Origin of the sequence: Burkholderia sp., assembly GCF_018375725.1 — a bacterium.
Classification (GTDB): Bacteria; Pseudomonadota; Gammaproteobacteria; order Burkholderiales; family Burkholderiaceae; genus Burkholderia.
In genome coordinates this window covers 1-15,061 of record NZ_JAHACR010000008.1, presented here as the reverse complement: position 1 = coordinate 15,061, position 15,061 = coordinate 1, and the positions used below count along the sequence as shown (strand labels likewise).

Sequence of the window (15,061 nt, the reverse complement as noted above, 5' to 3'; positions counted from 1 at the left end):
GTTGCTGCCGTCACGCCGCTTCGGCCGCTTCCGCTTCGAGCATCGCCCGCACGATCAGGTAGACGGCGGGAAGATCGTCGTCGTCGCGCCGCCAGTCCACCGGCTCGTCGACGTCCGCGGCCACCATCCGGCTGTCGCGCAGGCGGATGAACGCGTCGACGACCGCCGGCTCGTTGCGGCCCAGAAACCCTGCATTGGAGAATGCCAGTTCCTCGACATCGAGCAGCGCACGCCAGCTCAACGTGCGAACCGCGGCCGGATGCGTGCGGCGGCGCAGGCCGAGCGCACGTTGCGCAGGACCGCCGACGACGCGTTGCAGGTCGAGCGCCGCGCGCTGGGCGGCGCGCTCGAATTGCGCGGGGTTGAAGCCGGGTTGTTCGGGATCGAAAGCGGATGGCTGGAACATGGTCGCCTCACAAAGTCCGTCCGTCGAAGGTGACGGAAATCGGGTCATATGGTCAAAAACACTGTGAATATATACAGTGAATCGATCGCTTTCAAGCCCCGGATGACGGAAAGTTCTGGAGGCGACCGGCGAGGGCGACCGGCGACACGGTACAGGTCGCGCGCGTCGCGCATTTTCGCGGCCGTGCAGCGTCAGCCGCGATGCGCGGCTCACTTAGCGATCATCGTCCCGAATCGACGACGGATGCCGGCATAGCGCCCTGACCTCGACGTCCATATACGGAAACAGCGGCAACTGGCTCAACAGATCGTGCAGTTGCTGCGGGCTTTCGACATCGAAGATGCTGACGTTCGCATACCGCCCCGCGATCCGCCACAGGTGTCGCCAGGTTCCTTCCTGCTGCAGCCGCTGCGACATGGCCTTCTCTTCGGCCTTCAGCGTCGCCGCCTTCACCGGATCCATGTCGACCGGCAGATTGATGGTCATTTCCACATGAAACAGCATCGCTTGCTCCTTGCGTTATCGTTTCGTCGTGCGGCCGTTCGGGCACACACGGGCATTCGACTTTGTTCGCCTGCGCCTTGGCCAGCTTACGATATCCCGGCGCGGAAGCGAAGAACGGGCGATGCGCGGGACGATGGCCGTGACGGCCGGGCGCGTCGCGCCGTGTCCCGGCCTGCTCGCCCGGCGGTACGTGGAAGGTCTCCGGCCGTGCATCGATGGCTTCCCTGTTCATTCGCGTTCACGTCGATGAGCAACGTCTCGATTCGGTCGATGGTGGCGGTCGTGGCGGGCATGCGATTCCTCCTGTTGATGCACATGGCAGGAATAATGGTCCGGTATCGTCCAACACTCTTTCCGACTACTTCCATACTTCGCAGATATGAAGGACGTGGCGTCAGCGGTTGGTTTGACAGGCGATTCGCGATGCAGCGAGCGTCACGCGCGCAGTACAGGCCCGCACGCCCGCGCGCGCATGCCGCCATCCGCCCGGTTTGTCGGCGGTCGCAAAACCGGTGCATATTAGCGGCATCGCCGATTCGCCCGCCGTCCATGACGCCAGACAAAGCCCTCGAACTGAACCGAAGCAAGCGTCGCGCGCTGCTGTTGCTGCTGATCGCGGTCGCCGTGTTCGCGATCACGATCTTCCTGCCGCGCGGCGTGTGGGTCGACGGGATCAAGGCGGTGGCCGAGGCCGCGATGGTCGGTGCGCTCGCGGACTGGTTCGCGGTCGTCGCGCTGTTCCGTCGGGTGCCGATCCCGTTCGTGTCCCGCCACACCGAGATCATTCCGAAGAGCAAGGACAAGATCGCCGACAACCTCGCGCGCTTCGTCCGCGAAAAATTCCTGGGCCCCGATGCGCTGGTCGCACAGATCCGCCAGCACGATCCGGCCCGCCTGCTCGGCGCATGGCTCGGCGAACCTGCGAACACCGATGTGCTCGGCGGCTACGTGACGAAGCTGATGAGCTTCACGCTCGACATGACCGACGACGCGCGGATCCAGTCGTTTTTCCACGATGCATTCCGCGCGCTGATCGACCGGATCGACCTGTCGCAATCGGCGGGCGCGATCCTCGACACGCTGACGAAGGGCGGCCGGCATCAGACGCTGCTCGACGATGCGATCGCGCAGGTGGTCGACGTGCTCGACAAGGCGGAAAACCGTGCGGTCATCGCCGCCTATATCGTCGACTGGCTGAAGAGCCAGTATCCGAGAGTCGAGAAGGTCCTGCCGAAGAACTGGCTCGGCGAGAATGGCGCCGAACTGCTCGCCAACGCCGTGAGCCGCGTGCTCGCGCAGGTCGCCGCGGATCCGGAGCATGAGTTGAGACAGCGCTTCGATTCGCTGGTCATGCGCCTGATCGAGCGGCTCAAGCACGACCCGCTGTTCATCGAGAAGGGTGAAGCGGTCAAGCGGTACCTGCGTGACGGCGATGCGTTCAATGCGTATCTGAAAGACGTGTGGAACGCATTGCGCGCGTGGCTGAAGGCGGATCTCGCGCGCGCCGATTCGACGCTGCACCGGCAGGCCGCGATGCTCGGCGGCTGGCTCGGCGCACGGCTGGCCGACAGTCCGACATTGCGTGCGTCGCTCAACGAGCACATCGAGAAGGCGGTGCGCGAGATGGCGCCGGACTTCGCCGATTTCCTGATGCGGCATATCCGCGACACGGTGCGCAACTGGGACGCGCACGAGATGTCGAGGCAGATCGAGCTCAACATCGGCAAGGATCTGCAGTACATCCGGATCAACGGTACGCTGGTCGGCGGCCTGATCGGCCTCGGCCTGTATCTGGTGTCGTGGCTCGGGCACTGGATCGGCGCGCAGTGGATGTGAGCGCGACGCTGCACGATATGCGTCGCGATTGCGCGCTCGACCGCACGCCGGGCGTCATGATGTAATCGCGCGGACGTCTGCGCGGCCGCCCGGCCGTACCGAATTCTTTCTCATCGAGGTCGATTCATGTCTCCGGTATCGGCATTCAAGCTGGTCCTGTTGTCATTCCTTGCGATCGTGGCGCTCGAGTGCATCGCGAAACGGCTGCGGCTGCCGCCTGCCGCCGCGCTGCTGGTCGGCGGTGTGGGCATCGCGTTCATCCCGGGCTTGCCGCCCGTCAATCTCGATCCCGATCTCGTGCTGATCGTGTTCCTGCCGCCGCTCCTGATGGACGGCGCGTATTTCTCCGTCTGGGAGGAGTTCAAGCGGAACCTGGGCGGGATTCTGCTGCTGGCGATCGGTGCGGTCGTATTCACGACGTTCGCGGTCGGTGTGGCCGTGCATTGGGCCGTCCCGTCGCTCCCGTTGGCCGCGTGCTTCGTGCTGGGCGCGATCGTCTCGCCGCCGGATGCGGTCGCGGCCAAGGCCGTGCTCGAACGCGTGGCGTTGCCGCGCCGCCTGATGGTGTTGCTCGAAGGCGAAAGCCTGCTGAACGACGCGGCCGGCCTCGTGCTGTTCCGCTTTGCAATCGCCGCCGCGCTGACCGGTGCGTTCAGCTTCCAGCAGGCGCTCGTCCGCTTCGCCGAACTCGGGCTGGGCGGTGTGGCGGTCGGCTTTGCGATCGGCTGGCTCGTCGTGCGTTTCCTGAAGATGCTCGACGACGATTACCTCGTTGTCACCGTCGCGGTGATCGCCGCATGGATCGGCTACATCGTCGGCGAAATGCTCGAAGTGTCCGGCGTCATCGCGACCGTGACGCTCGGCATGATGCTCGGCTGGCATCAGCACGAAGTGTTTTCGGCTGCGGTGCGCACGCGCGGCACCGCGTTCTGGCAGGTCATCGTGTTTCTGCTCGAGGCGCTGGTGTTCGTGCTGATCGGCCTGTCGCTGCGTGGGGTGATGCACCGGCTCGGCGGCTTCGAGCAGGTGGTCGGCACGATGATGCCGCCGGTGCTGGCGGTGCTCGCCGCGGTGGTCGCGTCGCGTTTCGTCTGGATCTATGCGGTCGAGTGGCTGAAATGGCCGGTGCGCGGCGTCACGCGGCGCGGCGGCGCGCCGGACTGGAAGGCGGCGACGGTGATGAGCTGGGCCGGAATGCGCGGCGTCGTGACGCTCGCGATCGCGCTGTCGTTGCCCGATGCGATGCCGGGCCGCGACCTGATCCTGATCGCCGCATTCGCGGTCATTCTCGTCACCGTGCTGCTGCAGGGCACGACGATCGGTCCGCTGATCCGGCTGCTGCGCGTGTCGGAACGCCACACGCATACCGTGCATCATCTGACTGAGCCGCAGACGTGGGCGCGTGTCGATGCGGCGCAGCTGGCGGCGATCCAGTCGCTCGTGCGCGACGCGAACGGCGTCGTGATCCATCCGCGGCTGCTCGAGCAGTACACGTACCGGGCGGAAGTGACCGCACGATATCAGCATGAAGCGTCGTTCCCGGAAAACGACCGCATCGCGCACTACGACGTCGTGCTGGCCGCGATTGCCGCGGGTCGCGCCGAGCTGCTGCGTTTGCATCGCTCGGGACAGATCCACGACGAGATGCTGCATCGTCTGGAACGGGATCTGGACTTGCAGGAACTCTCCGCGCAACACGCGCGCAGCTGAACGTCGGCGGCGGGCGCCGCGTGGCCGCCCGCGCATCGACGCAGGACGCATCGACGCAGGGCATGACCCGACGCCGCTTCGTTCCGGCGCCACGCCGACGAAGCCCGGCCTGCGCAAAAATCACGCGCATCGATGTATATGGCAAAATACATCGCTTCCGCCATGCAGAAGTCAAGGTTCATGATTCGCCCGCTCCACGCCTTTCAGGCACTTGCACTGGCATCCGCCGGGATGCTCGTGACGTCCGCAGTCCATGCCCAGGTCGACGGCATCCAGCTCACGCCCATTGTCACCACGGCGCTTTCTCCGTTTCGCTATCCGTCGTATCGGGTCGACAGGACGAGCGTCGGTCCGCTCGGCGAGAAGACGCTGCTCGATACGCCGTACTCGATCAGCATCGTTCCCGCATCGCTCGCCGAGAACCAGCAGCTTCAGAGCGTGAGGGAAGCGTTTCGCTTCATCCCGACGGTGCAGGGCGAAAACATCCGTCCGCAGACGCGCGGCCTGCAGGCCGGCGTGGTCCAGAACACACGGATCGACGGTTTGAGCATCGCGGCCACGACCGATTATCCGATCGAGCAGTTCGAGCGGATCGAGGTGCTGAACGGCCTGTCCGGCGCCCTCTACGGTCCCGCCAGCCCAGCCGGCACCTTCAACTATGTGCTCAAGCGTCCCACCGCCACGCCGGTGCGCACGCTGACGTTCGGCTACATGTCGAGTCAGTCGCTGATCGAGCATCTCGATCTGGGCGGCCACTTCGGCAATGACGAGCGTTTCGGATACCGGCTGAACCTGCTCAACCAGAATGGCGAGGGCGATGTCGAGGGCAGCCGTCTGCGCCGGCAGCTGGCGAGCCTGGCCTTCGATGTGCGCTTCTCGCCCGACACGACGCTCGAAACCAATTTCAGTACCTACCATTACCTGTCCACGGGCTTTCCGGGGACGTTCGCGCTGGCGCGCAATGTGCCGTTCCCCAGCGCGCCGGATCCGACGCGGCCCGGCTACGGTCAGTCGTGGGCCGGCGACGACAACGTCACGAACCTGTTCAGCGCCGCGCTGAAGCATGACTTCAACGAAAACTGGCACCTTCGCGCGGGCGTGTTGCGGCAGACGAGCGATCGCGCGTCGACCGTCCCGACGAACACGATCACCCGCAAGTCCGGCGCGTACACGACCACGACCGCGACGACCACCTACAGCCTCGACACGATTGTCAGCAACACGCTCGCATTGAACGGGCATGTCGACTTCGCCGGCCTGTCGCACGATGTCTTCGTGTCGAACACGGGTTTCTTCTGGAATCGGTACAGGCCGTTTCAGACCGGCGCGATCACGCTCGGCAACGCCAGCATCGACGCGCCGCAGTCGTTCGCCAAGCCGCCGCTGCCGGACTTCTCGAATCGCTACCGGTCAGTCAACACGGTTCAGCAATCGATCAGCGTCGGGGATACGGTCGGTTTCGGCAAGCATTGGTCGGCGCTGCTTGCGGCCAGCCAAAGCTGGATTCACACCGAGAACTACAACAGGCACGGCGCGTCGACGAGCCGTTACGATGCGAGCGGCGTCAGCCCGACCGCCAGCCTCATGTACAAGCCGCTGGAAAACATGACCGCGTATCTCACCTACGCGGATAGTCTGCAGCAAGGCGACAACGCGCCCGCCGGCTCCGCGAACGCGGGCAGCAGTCTCGCGCCGTACCGAAGCAGACAATGGGAACTGGGTTACAAGGTCGATATCGACCGCATGACGCTCGGCGCCGCGCTCTATCGCATCGAACGGCCGTATGCATATGTGGGGGACGACAACGTCTTTGCCGAGCGCGGCCGACAGGTCAACCGTGGTCTCGAGCTGACGGCGACCGGCGCCGTGACGCGCGATCTGAATGTTTTCGCCGGCATCTCGCTGATGGATCCGCGCGTCTTCGACACCGGATCGGCCGCGACCAGCGACAAGCAGATCCTCGGCCTGTCGCACGTGGTCTTCAATGCGCTGGTCGACTACGCCGTGCCGGCGGTGCCCGGCCTCGGCTTCAACGTCAACGTGAGCTATGCCAGCCGTCGCCCGGGCAACAATACGAACACCGACTATGTCGACGGCTACACCGTCTTCGATCTCGGCGCACGTTACCGAACGAAAATCGCCGGCAAATCCGTGACGCTGCGCGTCGCGGTCGACAACATCACCAACCGCCATTACTGGGCCAACATCGCGCCAAGCGGACAGAACGGCTACAGCGGCACCGGCAACGGTACCGGCACGCTGGGCGCTCCGCGCACGGTTCGCGCATCGCTGCAGGTCGACCTATGAACACACTCCGATATCGGCTGCATGGCAGCGGCCTGGCCTTCGTGCTCAGTGCCATCGCGTGCCATGCCGCGGCGCAGCCGGCGTCCGACGCACCCGTCGTGACGATCTATTCGGCGGGCAGCATGAGCGGCGCACTGGCCGCCATCACGCGTCAGTACACCAGCGAATCCGGCCAGAAGATCGAACTCGTGACCGGGCCCGCGGGCCTGCTGCTCGACAAGATCGAACAGACCGCCGAGGCGGACATTTTCGTGTCCGCCAACATGGCGCATCCGCAGCGGCTCGCAATGGAAGGAAAAGCGACGGCGCCCGTCGTCTTCGCCAGAAACCGGCTTTGTGCGCTGGCGCGCCCGGATGCCGGCCTCACGACGGAGAATCTGCTCGACACACTGCTCGAACCGGGCGTCAGGATCGGCACGTCGACACCGAAAGCGGATCCGGGCGGCGATTATGCGTGGGCGATGTTTGCCAGGGCCGACTCCCTTCGTCCCGGCGCGACGCGCATGCTGGCGTCGAAGGCTCGGCAGGTCGTCGGCGGCCCGGTCGCGCCGCAGGTGCCGGCCGGCCAGAATCCGGTGAAGTATCTGATCGCGACCCGGCGTATCGACGTCTTTATCGGCTACTGCAGTTCACACGAAACCACGGCCGATTCGACGCTGGCCAAAGTCGAGCTTCCGGCCAGCCTGGCCATCCCCGTCGACTACGGGATGACGGTTCTCGAATCGCCGCACACCCGCGCCACGCGCGAGGCCGTCTATCGGCTGGCCCTGTATCTGATGAGTCCGCAGGCTCAGGACGTGCTGACACACTACGGCTTTACGCCCGTCGCACGTCAGTAGGACATCGGTCGTCGCGAACGCGCCGCGGCGCTCGGGAGGTGCGGCGAGCGCCCGGTGTTGTCCGGGATGCAGGTCGCGTGCCCCGGCCAAGGATGATGTGCGTGGCCGGCGCAGGTCAATTGACAGCGCGTGGCTGGGCGGCCACGCGTTCGTTCAGGGCTCGATGAGCTTCAGCAGCGCCGCAAGCTGCTTCGCGCAGGCTTGGTGCGCCTGCATCTCGACGTCGCGATACAGGCGCACGATATCCTGGCCAACGGGGGTGAGCACACACCCGCCGCCTTTCTGGCCGCCCTGCTCGGAAATGGTCGCCGGCGACTTGAGCGAGCGGTTCAGCTCGTCGATGAGCAGCCATGCGCGCCGGTACGACATTTCCAGACTGCGAGCCGCGGCCGAGATCGAGCCATGCTCGCGCACCGCTTCGAGCAAGGCGATCTTGCCCGGTCCGAGTGCGACGGTGTCGCCATTGCGGATGCGCATCCTGAACTGCACTTGTGGCCCGGTCTTCTTGCGGGGCGCTCGGGAAATGGGGGGGGTAGCCATGCGCGACAGCATACACGAACGCCGGGGCGCCTGGACCGCGTCGGCATGGCCTGACGCGACATTCGACCCGCTGCCGTGCAGTTCCTTGCGAGAGCGCAAAACGGGCCTTGCGAAAGCGCAAGAAGAGGGCGCATCGGCGTCGATTCGGACGCGCACGCGCGCTTCGCGCGATGCGACGTATTCGGCATCGACAGGCAACGATCCGGCCATGTCCAGCGGTGCGCTCCTGCGGCGAATTTTCCCGCGGCATGTCTGAACGCAGGATGCCGTCCATCTGCCGAGCGCGGCAGCGATGGCATCCGCCGGGCGATAGCGCACGTTTTGCGCGTCAAATGCTCGATCCCCACCCACGCATCGTCATCGACGTTTCATATTCCGGTTTTTCGGCTGCATTTCGCAATCAGCCGTATTTGTTAACGGTTCTTGTTTCGCAAAATCGGGCTGACGATATATGGGTGCTGCGTTCTCACTTCATTTAGAATCGGCTGCTTATGTTTAATAGAGAACCCCGCGAGAAGCAAGGCGGGCGTAGGCGGGGAAAATCCGGCGTCCCGCAATTCGCGGGTATGCCGATGGGCCAGATCGGCGATAACAAGCTGTCTATTCATTCGAAAAAGACAACGATTCAGCCTGATAAATAACTCCCATGAAGTAATCAATTGGGATTTTGTGTTTTAGCTAGTTTTTATGAAAGAATCGAGCGATGAAAACGCATCGGATTGCGTCGAATCCGGATTGTCCGTCCTGCTCGTCGACGATCAACCCCTTGTCGGCGAGGTCATCCGCCGCGCGTTGCGCAGCGAACGCGACATCGATCTGCATGTGTGCGCCGATGCGCAGCGGGCGATGGCGATCGCACGCGAGGTCAAGCCGACGGTGATTCTGCAGAATCTCGCGATGCCGGATCTCGACGGGCTGGATCTCGTTCGCGCGTGGCGCGCGGACGCCGCCACCGCACGCGTGCCGATCATCGTGCTGTCCGCGAAGGAGGAGCCGCTCGTCAAGCGCGCGGCATTTGTTGCCGGGGCGAACGACTATCTCGTCACGCTGCCCGACGCGATCGAACTGGCTGCGCGCATCCGCTATCACTCGAATTCCTATCTGATGTCGCGGCAGCGCGACGAGGCGCTCGACTTCCTGTCGCACGACATGCGCTCGCCGCAGATGTCGATCCTTGCACTGCTCGACGCCTACCGGAGCGAGCACGGCGACATGCCGCCGATCATGGAGCGGATCGCGGGGCATGCGCGGCGCGCCCTTGCGCTCGCGGACGGCTTCATCCATCTGACCCGTGTGCAATCGGAGCGGCGCGCGCACGACGCCGTCAGTCTCAACGAGGTGGCGCTCGACGCGGCCGACCAATTGTGGGAGAAGGCGGCGAGCTTCGGCAGCCGGGTGATCGCGCAGGTGCCGGATGCCGAATGCGTGACGATGGGCGACCGGATGATGCTGACGCGAGCGGTGGCCAACCTGATCGACAATGCGCTGAAGTACGGGCCGCCGGGCACCGATGTGCATTGCACGCTCCGCGCCGACGGCGACGCGTGGCTGATCGGCGTCGAGGACGGCGGCGCCGGCATTGCGCCGGCGCAGCGCGCAGCGGCGACGGAGTCGTTCGTGCGGTTTGCGCCGGCGGATGGCGCGGCACGCGGCGGCTTCGGCCTCGGGCTCGCATTCGTGCGCGCGACGGCGGCGCGGCATCGCGGCCAGATCCTGATGTGCGATACGCCGCGCGGCTTCATGGTCGCACTCAGGCTGCCGGTTCAGGCCGAGGCGCTGCCCGATGTGGTACACGACGCGATCGGGGACGCCCGGGAATGAACACCGGCATCGCCGACGGCATCCCGCTCGACGGGATCGCGCCGCCATGTCTGACGAATGCCGCATGGTCGGCCGGATACGTTTAGTATTCCGCGCTGCGGCCCTGTTTCTACGGTGCCGGGCGGCACGCGGGTCTGAGCGCGCGACAGTGCCGGTTCAAACAATATTTCTGAGGAAACGATGAGCGACGTTCAGCAAGGCATTCTGGCTCCGATCGATGCGGCAGCCCGATACCTCACTTTCACGATTTCGAACGCAGACAAGGTGCCGGAGACTCTTGCCGGGCTGTGCGCGTTCGTCGACGGGCGCGACACCGTCGTCGGCCTCGGGCATTCGCTGGTGGCGGGTCTCGGGCGCTCGATCGACGGCCTGACGGATTTTCCGTCCTTCTCGGTGAAGGACCGGCAGCTGCCCGCGACGCCGGCCGACGTGTGGGTGTGGCTGCGCTCGGACGATCGCGGCGAGATCACGTTGCGCTCGCGCGAGATCGAGCGGTTGCTCGCGCCCGCATTCGCGCTGCAGGATGCGGTCGACGCGTTCCGTTACGCAAACGATCGCGACCTGTCCGGTTATGAGGATGGCACGGAGAATCCGACCGGCGACGACGCGGTGGCGGCCGCGATCGTGTCCGGCAAGGGCGCGGGCCTCGACGGTTCGAGCTTCGCGGCGGTCCAGCAGTGGCTGCACGATTTCGACAGGATGGAGCGCATCCCGGCGGACGACATGGACAACATCATCGGCCGCCGCAAGTCCGACAATGAGGAGCTCGACGATGCGCCCGAATCGGCGCACGTGAAGCGTACCGCGCAGGAAAGCTTCGAGCCGGAGGCGTTCATGCTGCGCCGTTCGGCGCCGTGGTCGGACGCGCGCCGCGCGGGCCTTTATTTCGTGGCGTTCGGCCACTCGTTCCGCGCGTTCGACGTGCAAATGCGACGGATGAGCGGCGCGGACGACGGGATTGTCGATGGCCTGTTCCGCTTTACGCGGCCGCTGACGGGCGCGTATTTCTGGTGTCCGCCGATGAAGGACGGCAAGCTGGATCTGTCCGCGATCGCTCTGTAGCGACAGCGCCGTGTCGCAACGGGCGGTGCGTGTGCAAGGCGCGACCCGCCCGCCTCGCCGGGGCATCCCGTGCGGGCAGGCTGCGGTTGCCGCAGTGCGTGCCGATATGCGTCAACGCATCGTCGTTTCAATGCGCGTGCCGCGCCTGATGAACAGCGTTACCGGCGTTTTTTCGCAGATTTCAGCCAGGCGTTGCCGCTGCGCGTCGTCGAGCGAACCGTCGATCGTCACGATGCGCCGCACATACTGCTGGCCGTCGCGGTCGACATGCAATTCGGTATGCGCCTCGATGCGTGATGCCGGCCATGACTTTCGCTGCATATACATCCGCAGGGTCGCGACCGTGCACTGCGCGAGCCCGGCCAGCACGAATTCATACGGCGCCGGGCCGCGGTTCCCGCCGCCTTCGCGTTCCGCCTCGTCGCCGGTCAGACCATGCGAGCCGGCCTGCAGTGTGACGACATAATCGGGCGCATCGGCATCCAGGACAGCGGCGGCATGAATGAGGGGCATGGCGAATCTCCAGGGGAAGTGGACGTCGTGGCCGCGTCGCGCGGCGGCCGGAGATGCCAGCATACCCGCTTCAATCCGGCCGCATGTGTCGGTGCGCGTCCGGCGTATACGCGCGTCCGACGGCGTGCCGCGCCAGGACGACAGGCGCATGACAACCCGCATACGCGGGCAATTTCCTGCACTAGAATGATTTACTCGACCGCCGCGCGTTATCCGTCGTCTCACGTCGGCGCGAGGTTCGGGATTCGTGTTGGAGGATTGCCATGCCGACTTACCAATACCGTTGCGAGAAGTGCGGTGAGACGTTCGAGCATGCCGAGCATCTCGCGGAACATGAAACAGCGCATCCGAATTGTCCGAAGTGCGGAAGCGAGAACGTTCAGCACGTACCTACACCATTTGTCCCGAAAACCTCCCGAAAGAGCTGAAGCCGGCATCTCCTTTGCTCTTCGTGTCTGGCCGCTGCGGCCTGCGAGCAGGCGGCCGGAGACAGCCCGGTATCGAATGTTCCGGACGCTTGACCGTTCAGCGTCAGGCGAGGCGGGCGTTCAACGTTCGACGGACGGCGTTCCGGCGAGCCGAACGACGTCGCGCATGCGGCTGTCCGCCTGACGTCCGATAAAAGCCGTTTCGTGACGGTCGCCGAACGGATGATCGACGGCGGCATGGGCTCGGTCTGATATACGCGGGCCGCCATGCGTCTGCGTGGCGGCCCGCAGGAAAAACAATCCGGTAAACGGCATGTTCTGCAATACATCCTCGGGCGTGGCCGTCGGCCTTTGACTTTAAACTACGCGCAGCAAACGCCACGATACATCGCGGCATCCCGAGAATCGCTCGACACCCTGACGGTCATGCCCCTCCCCACCATTCCCACCGCGCCCTTCTGTCCATCCGAAGTCAAAGGCAGCATCACGATCGACGCCGGCGCATCCCGCTGGGCAAAGGCAAAACGCTTCTTCGGCCCCGGCCTCCTGATCGCGATCGGCTACATGGATCCGGGCAACTGGGCAACCGACATCCAGGCCGGCTCACAATTCGGCTATTCGCTGCTCTGGGTTGTCGCGTTCTCCAGCCTCGCGGCGATCTTCCTGCAGATGCTTGCCGCGCGCCTCGGCCTTGTCGCCGGCCGCGATCTCGCGCAAGCGAGCTACGACCGCTACGGCTCGTTCGGGCGCGTCGTCCAGTGGGTTACCGCCGAAGTCTCGATCATCGCCTGCGACATCGCCGAAGTCCTCGGCTGCGCGCTGGCGTTCAAGCTGTTGCTCGGCGTGCCGGTCGCGTGGGGGATCGTGCTGACGGCGCTCGACACGGTCATCGTGCTCGGCCTGCAAGGCAAAGGCTTTCGCCAGATCGAAGCGATCGTGCTCGCGCTGATCGGCACGATGGCGTTCTGCTTTGTCGCGCAGGTCGCGATGGTGCCGCCCGACTGGCACGCGGTGTTCAAAGGGCTCGTGCCGGGCGATCCGGGGCGCGACCGCAAGGACGCGATCGTGCTCGCGCTCGGCATCGTCGGCGCGACGATCATGCCGCACAACCTGTATCTACATTCGTCGGTCGTGCAGACGCGACGCGTCGTCGGCGGCGTGCGCGGCACGATCCGCGACACGCTCGCACTCGTGCGCGCCGACACGATCGTCTCGCTGCTCGTCGCGATGCTCGTCAATGCGGCCATTCTCGTGCTCGCGGGTTCGGCGTTCCACGCGAGCGGCCAGACCAGCGTCACCGACATCGAGCAGGCATACCGGCTCATCACGCCGATCGTCGGCGGCGCGGCCGCGCTGCTGTTCTGCATCGCGCTGCTGGCGTCCGGCCAGAGCTCGACGCTGACCGGCACGATCGCCGGTCAGGTCATCATGGACGGCTTCCTGAACATGAAGATCCCGTGCTACCAGCGCCGGCTGATTACACGCGGGCTCGCGCTCGTTCCCGCGCTGGCCGGCGTGCTGTGGCTGGGCGACGGCGCGGTCGGCCGGTTGCTCGTCTGGAGTCAGGTACTGCTGAGCCTGCAATTGCCGTTCGCGATGTGGCCGCTGATCCGCTCGGTCAGCGATCGCGCGGTGATGAAGGAGTACGCGATCGGGCGCCCGATGCAGATCGCTGCCTGGCTGCTGTTCGCCGTCATTACCGGGACGAACCTGCTGCTGATCAGCGGCATCGCCGGCTGACGTCCCCGCTACGTGAGCGGACGCCAGCGCGCATGCAGGAAATTTGCCGGTTTCACGGCGACGCGTCGAATCGCGCATATCCGATCGCGTTCGGCGCGGTGTCCGATTCGCTTGTCACCAATCAAGAGCGTCTCGATATACTCGCGAACAACGCGGCAAACGCAATTTTTCAGGAGAGGATGACATGGCAGGGGTTTCTTCGCGCCTCGCAGGCAAGTGCGCGTACATCACCGGCGCTGCGGGCGGCCTGGGTCGCGCGATCGCGCGCCGCATGGTCGAGCAGGGCGCGCGCGTGTTCCTGACGGACGTCGTCGATGCGGCAACGCTCGATGCGTTCGCGCAGGAACTCAATGCGGGGCACGAAAAGCCCGTCGCGTTCGCGGCGACGCAGGACGTGCGCGACGATGCGCGCTGGCAGGCATTGCTCGCACAGGCGAACGATGCGATGGGCGGGCTGTCGGTGCTCGTCAACAACGCGGGTGTCGGCTCGATGGGCGCGCTCGAACAGATCGGGCTGAAGGAATGGCGGCGCGTGATGGAGATCAACGTCGAGAGCATCATGCTCGGCTGCCAGCACGCGCTGCCGTATCTGCGCGCGAGCCAGCCGGCGTCGATCATCAACCTCTCGTCGGTCGCAGCGTTCAAGGTCGAGCCGGAGTTCACCGCCTATAACGCCTCGAAGGCCGCCGTCGCGAGCCTGACCAAGTCGATCGCGATCGATTGCGCACGCAAGGAACTCGACGTGCGCTGCAACTCGATTCATCCGGCCTTTATCCGGACCGGCATCGTCGAGCCGATGTTCCGGCAGCTCGGGGAGCGCGACGCCATGCGCAAGCTTGCACGCGGCATCCCGATGCGGCGTCTCGGCGAGCCGGACGACGTCGCGCATGCGGCCGTCTACCTCGCGTCGGACGAAAGCCGTTTCGTGACCGCCGCAGAACTGGTGATCGACGGCGGCATGTGCGCGGTGTGATACCCGCGAGCCGCCATGCGGTTGTGCCGCGGCTCGGCGCGTAACGTCAGCCGCCCGCGCGCGCATGCGCGGCTGTCGTCAATCTCCCTGCTCGGTACGCGCGAAGATATCCCAGCTCGCCATGAACAGCGCGGCGACGAGCGGCCCGATCACGAAGCCGTTGATGCCGAACAGCGCCATGCCGCCGAGCGTCGAGATCAGCACGACCCAGTCGGGCATCTTGGTGTCCTTGCCGACGAGCAGGGGGCGCAGCAGGTTGTCGACCATGCCGATCACGCCGACGCAGAAGGCGACGAGAATCACGCACTTCCAGATTTCGCCGATCATCACGAAGTAGATCGCGGCCGGCACCCAGACAAGCCCCGCGCCGATCGCGGGCAAC

Annotated in this window: 15 protein-coding genes and 1 pseudogene; 11 read left to right on the top strand and 5 right to left on the bottom strand. The window is 65.2% G+C overall.

Features of this window, described 5'->3' with window-relative positions:
* Positions 1-10: 10 nt before the first annotated feature.
* Together KH616_RS03230 and catC are read right to left on the bottom strand one after the other, a co-directional pair.
* Positions 11-406 (bottom strand): DUF2471 family protein, encoded by a 396-nt coding sequence (locus tag KH616_RS03230; RefSeq protein ID WP_292236371.1) that lies wholly within the window; start codon positions 404-406, stop codon positions 11-13.
* Between the two features lie 213 nt (positions 407-619).
* Positions 620-910 carry a muconolactone Delta-isomerase gene (catC, locus tag KH616_RS03225; RefSeq protein WP_292236368.1) on the bottom strand — a complete coding sequence of 97 codons (291 nt, stop codon included), beginning with the start codon at positions 908-910 and terminating at the stop codon, positions 620-622.
* 215 nt (positions 911-1,125) lie between these two features.
* Here catC and KH616_RS03220 point away from each other — a divergent pair, with 215 nt between their 5' ends.
* From KH616_RS03220 to modA, 5 genes are all read left to right on the top strand, one after another.
* Positions 1,126-1,293, top strand: a complete 168-nt coding sequence (locus KH616_RS03220; RefSeq protein ID WP_292236366.1) for a hypothetical protein — start codon at positions 1,126-1,128, stop codon at positions 1,291-1,293.
* Between the two features lie 166 nt (positions 1,294-1,459).
* Positions 1,460-2,746: a DUF445 domain-containing protein gene (locus tag KH616_RS03215; protein ID WP_292236363.1), complete on the top strand. Its 1,287-nt coding sequence runs from the start codon at positions 1,460-1,462 to the stop codon at positions 2,744-2,746.
* Between the two features lie 126 nt (positions 2,747-2,872).
* Positions 2,873-4,456 (top strand): Na+/H+ antiporter, encoded by a 1,584-nt coding sequence (locus tag KH616_RS03210; RefSeq protein WP_292236361.1) that lies wholly within the window; start codon positions 2,873-2,875, stop codon positions 4,454-4,456.
* Between the two features lie 180 nt (positions 4,457-4,636).
* Complete coding sequence (locus KH616_RS03205; RefSeq protein WP_292236358.1) at positions 4,637-6,763, top strand: TonB-dependent siderophore receptor; 2,127 nt, start codon at positions 4,637-4,639, stop codon at positions 6,761-6,763.
* Positions 6,760-7,602 (top strand): molybdate ABC transporter substrate-binding protein, encoded by an 843-nt coding sequence (gene modA, locus KH616_RS03200; protein ID WP_292236355.1) that lies wholly within the window; start codon positions 6,760-6,762, stop codon positions 7,600-7,602. Before KH616_RS03205 ends, modA begins: the two co-directional genes overlap by 4 nt.
* Before the next feature lie 153 nt (positions 7,603-7,755).
* Here modA and KH616_RS03195 read toward each other — a convergent pair whose 3' ends face one another.
* A complete protein-coding gene (locus KH616_RS03195) occupies positions 7,756-8,142 on the bottom strand; it encodes a winged helix-turn-helix domain-containing protein (RefSeq protein WP_292236352.1) in 387 nt (128 codons plus the stop codon).
* 687 nt (positions 8,143-8,829) lie between these two features.
* Here KH616_RS03195 and KH616_RS03190 point away from each other — a divergent pair.
* Positions 8,830-9,963 carry a hybrid sensor histidine kinase/response regulator gene (locus KH616_RS03190; protein WP_292236348.1) on the top strand — a complete coding sequence of 378 codons (1,134 nt, stop codon included), beginning with the start codon at positions 8,830-8,832 and terminating at the stop codon, positions 9,961-9,963.
* A gap of 180 nt (positions 9,964-10,143) precedes the next feature.
* The gene (locus KH616_RS03185; protein ID WP_292236345.1) at positions 10,144-11,025 is read left to right on the top strand and encodes a Dyp-type peroxidase; all 882 of its coding nucleotides are present in this window, start codon (positions 10,144-10,146) and stop codon (positions 11,023-11,025) included.
* A gap of 111 nt (positions 11,026-11,136) precedes the next feature.
* Here the strand turns inward: KH616_RS03185 and KH616_RS03180 are convergent, their stop codons facing one another.
* Positions 11,137-11,538, bottom strand: a complete 402-nt coding sequence (locus tag KH616_RS03180) for an OsmC family protein (RefSeq protein ID WP_292236342.1) — start codon at positions 11,536-11,538, stop codon at positions 11,137-11,139.
* 263 nt (positions 11,539-11,801) lie between these two features.
* Between KH616_RS03180 and KH616_RS03175 the strand changes: the two genes are divergently transcribed.
* From KH616_RS03175 to KH616_RS03160, 4 genes and pseudogenes are all read left to right on the top strand, one after another.
* Positions 11,802-11,966 (top strand): zinc ribbon domain-containing protein, encoded by a 165-nt coding sequence (locus tag KH616_RS03175; protein WP_292236339.1) that lies wholly within the window; start codon positions 11,802-11,804, stop codon positions 11,964-11,966.
* Positions 11,967-12,101: 135 nt separating this feature from the next.
* A pseudogene (locus KH616_RS03170) lies at positions 12,102-12,218 on the top strand (SDR family oxidoreductase); the annotation flags it as partial.
* Positions 12,219-12,392: 174 nt separating this feature from the next.
* The gene (locus KH616_RS03165) at positions 12,393-13,706 is read left to right on the top strand and encodes an Nramp family divalent metal transporter (protein ID WP_292236337.1); all 1,314 of its coding nucleotides are present in this window, start codon (positions 12,393-12,395) and stop codon (positions 13,704-13,706) included.
* Between the two features lie 184 nt (positions 13,707-13,890).
* Positions 13,891-14,679 carry an SDR family oxidoreductase gene (locus tag KH616_RS03160; RefSeq protein ID WP_292236333.1) on the top strand — a complete coding sequence of 263 codons (789 nt, stop codon included), beginning with the start codon at positions 13,891-13,893 and terminating at the stop codon, positions 14,677-14,679.
* A gap of 78 nt (positions 14,680-14,757) precedes the next feature.
* On the opposite strand, the gene KH616_RS03155 is transcribed toward KH616_RS03160, so the two are convergent.
* The coding region (locus KH616_RS03155; RefSeq protein ID WP_292236330.1) for an AI-2E family transporter at positions 14,758-15,061 on the bottom strand (304 nt) is incomplete at its 5' end.

What these genes read in the sequence shown, in the direction of transcription:
- KH616_RS03230 (WP_292236371.1), bottom strand. Translation starts at nt 406, where the DNA reads ATGTTCCAGCCATCCGCTTTCGATCCCGAACAACCCGGCTTCAACCCC.
- catC (WP_292236368.1), bottom strand. Translation starts at nt 910, where the DNA reads ATGCTGTTTCATGTGGAAATGACCATCAATCTGCCGGTCGACATGGAT.
- KH616_RS03220 (WP_292236366.1), top strand. Translation starts at nt 1,126, where the DNA reads ATGGCTTCCCTGTTCATTCGCGTTCACGTCGATGAGCAACGTCTCGAT.
- KH616_RS03215 (WP_292236363.1), top strand. Translation starts at nt 1,460, where the DNA reads ATGACGCCAGACAAAGCCCTCGAACTGAACCGAAGCAAGCGTCGCGCG.
- KH616_RS03210 (WP_292236361.1), top strand. Translation starts at nt 2,873, where the DNA reads ATGTCTCCGGTATCGGCATTCAAGCTGGTCCTGTTGTCATTCCTTGCG.
- KH616_RS03205 (WP_292236358.1), top strand. Translation starts at nt 4,637, where the DNA reads ATGATTCGCCCGCTCCACGCCTTTCAGGCACTTGCACTGGCATCCGCC.
- modA (WP_292236355.1), top strand. Translation starts at nt 6,760, where the DNA reads ATGAACACACTCCGATATCGGCTGCATGGCAGCGGCCTGGCCTTCGTG.
- KH616_RS03195 (WP_292236352.1), bottom strand. Translation starts at nt 8,142, where the DNA reads ATGGCTACCCCCCCCATTTCCCGAGCGCCCCGCAAGAAGACCGGGCCA.
- KH616_RS03190 (WP_292236348.1), top strand. Translation starts at nt 8,830, where the DNA reads ATGAAAGAATCGAGCGATGAAAACGCATCGGATTGCGTCGAATCCGGA.
- KH616_RS03185 (WP_292236345.1), top strand. Translation starts at nt 10,144, where the DNA reads ATGAGCGACGTTCAGCAAGGCATTCTGGCTCCGATCGATGCGGCAGCC.
- KH616_RS03180 (WP_292236342.1), bottom strand. Translation starts at nt 11,538, where the DNA reads ATGCCCCTCATTCATGCCGCCGCTGTCCTGGATGCCGATGCGCCCGAT.
- KH616_RS03175 (WP_292236339.1), top strand. Translation starts at nt 11,802, where the DNA reads ATGCCGACTTACCAATACCGTTGCGAGAAGTGCGGTGAGACGTTCGAG.
- KH616_RS03165 (WP_292236337.1), top strand. Translation starts at nt 12,393, where the DNA reads ATGCCCCTCCCCACCATTCCCACCGCGCCCTTCTGTCCATCCGAAGTC.
- KH616_RS03160 (WP_292236333.1), top strand. Translation starts at nt 13,891, where the DNA reads ATGGCAGGGGTTTCTTCGCGCCTCGCAGGCAAGTGCGCGTACATCACC.